Here is a 1,866-nt window from a genome sequence, read left to right as displayed (position 1 = left end):
AAGTGTTGCAGGTATTACTTATACAATTACAGCAACAGGAACAAATGGATGTACTTCTATGCAAACTGCTACTATTTTTGAGTTAGCTCCAGTAGCATTTGATCCAGCTTCGCCACCAGTAGTAACACCATTTGGTTGTACTACGGATAATATTACAAATTCAGCAGTTGTTACAGTTAATCCAGGAGATATTACAGGCGGAAGTGGTACATATGTACGAGTTGTATTTGTTTATGATAATGGTACAGTAGCAGTAGGAGACGATATTACTCAAGACGGAACAAGTTTTAGTTTTACTGTGAGTAATGTATTAGGAGGAAATGTATCTATTACAGTTTATGATGATGAAGGATGTTCGGCAAACACAACGGCAGTTATTCCAGCCTTTAATGCCTTGAGTAATCCAGTTATTGTTGTTGATAAGGATATAGACTGTAGGGTTTTACCAGCAGGAGGAGAAGAAATTACAGTTTCAGCAGATTTAACAAATGCCTTAGGTTTAGGAGAAGATTTAATCTTTACAATTACAGGAGCAGGAGGATTTACGGCAACCAATACAGTAAATGGTCCAAGTGCAGGTACTACAGTAAGTAGTAGTTTTACAGGATTAGCAGAAGATATCTATAGTATTACGATAGAAAATTCTGTTACAGGTTGTGTATTAACAGCTTCACATCAAGTTGATGCAGTTCCTACCTTTGATTTAGATATAAGTAGAGATAGCAATGTTGTTTGTTTTGGAGATAACAATGGAAGCATCACATTTGATTTTGCTACAAGTAGTCCTTATGCAGGAGCTTATAGTTATGAGGTGTTTAATACCAATGGTACTCCAGGTACAGGTGATGATTTTTCAGTTTCAGGTCCTACGGTAGTTGCAGCTGCAGCAGGAGCACGCCCAATCACGGTTAATACCTTAGTAGGTGGTACATATTATGTAAGTGTTACGATGACGGATGCTTCAGGTCCATTCTGTTCTGTAATTTCTCCAGAAGTTACAATCGATGCACCAGCAGCAGCATTAAGTTTTAGTACGGTTGATGTTAACCCAACGTGTAATGGCTTTAATGATGGAAGTATTACAGTGAATGCAGTAGATGGTTGGGGAGGTTATGAATACCAATTAGAAGATGGTTCAGGAATTTTAGTTCCTTATAGCACGAACAATGTCTTTACAGGTTCAGCAAGTTTACCATTAGTTGATGGAAGTTATACAGTTCGTGTTCGCGATGCTAATGGATGTATTGTAAATGGTACGGTTACCTTAACAGAGCCAGATCCAGTAACATTTAGTTTAGATAAAGATGATAATGCCTGTGATTTAACTGGAGGCGGAAGCATTACTGCTATAAATGTTTTAGGAGGATCAGGAGTTTACACGTATGTTTTATTAGATGCTAGTAATACAGAGATTCGAAATCAGACGAGTAATGTGTTTACAAATTTACCAGCAGGAAGTTATACAGTTCAAGTAAGCGATAGTAATAGTTGTTCTTCTACCGATGCTTCTATTACCTTAGAGCCAAACTTAGAATTTTCATTAAGTACTACGAAATTATTAGATTGTACAGTTAGTCCAGATGCTACTATTACACTAACGATTAGTTCAGGGTCAGGGAATTATGAATATGAAGTGTTTGATAGTGCAGCAGGTACAGTTGTAGCAAGAGTTGCAGTAGTTGGAACTACTGCAAGTTTCAATGTATCTACAGCGGATACATATACAGTGAATGTTTACGATACAGGTGCTTTACCAGCTCCGGGCTGTTCACGTACACGTACAATTACAGTTGATCCTATTATCACACCAGACTTTACAGCAGTTGCTATAGATAATAGTAATTGTGATGGTAGTAATGGAGGAGT

At 37.5% G+C, this 1,866-nt stretch carries 1 protein-coding gene; it reads left to right on the top strand.

All coding sequences use genetic code 11. The features are described 5' to 3' along the window. Positions 1 to 1,866: SprB repeat-containing protein (locus ACKTTC_RS16370; protein WP_408040929.1), on the top strand; the 1,866-nt coding region annotated here is incomplete at both ends.

The organism is Tenacibaculum amylolyticum (assembly GCF_964511145.1).
Lineage (GTDB): Bacteria > Bacteroidota > Bacteroidia > Flavobacteriales > Flavobacteriaceae > Polaribacter > Polaribacter amylolyticum.
The sequence above is the reverse complement of the archived record's forward strand: the minus strand, read 5'-3'. Positions and strand labels throughout refer to the sequence as shown.